Annotated in this window: 1 rRNA gene; it reads right to left on the bottom strand. The window is 52.9% G+C overall.

The features are described 5' to 3' along the window. Positions 1-342 (bottom strand): 16S ribosomal RNA (locus BHE89_RS22960); the annotation flags it as partial.

Below are 342 nucleotides of genomic sequence, written 5' to 3'. Positions count from 1 at the left end.
CACCTGAGGCGTCAGTCTTTGTCCAGGGGGCCGCCTTCGCCACCGGTATTCCTCCACATCTCTACGCATTTCACCGCTACACGTGGAATTCTACCCCCCTCTACAAGACTCTAGCCAACCAGTTTCAGATGCAATTCCCAAGTTAAGCTCGGGGCTTTCACATCTGACTTAATTGACCGCCTGCGTGCGCTTTACGCCCAGTAATTCCGATTAACGCTTGCACCCTCCGTATTACCGCGGCTGCTGGCACGGAGTTAGCCGGTGCTTCTTCTGCGGGTAACGTCAATTGATAAGGGTATTAACCTTATCACCTTCCTCCCCGCTGAAAGTACTTTACAACCC

Origin of the sequence: Shigella sp. FC1967, assembly GCF_001743005.1 — a bacterium.
GTDB lineage: Bacteria > Pseudomonadota > Gammaproteobacteria > Enterobacterales > Enterobacteriaceae > Proteus.
This window is presented reverse-complemented; position numbering and strand designations above follow the sequence as displayed.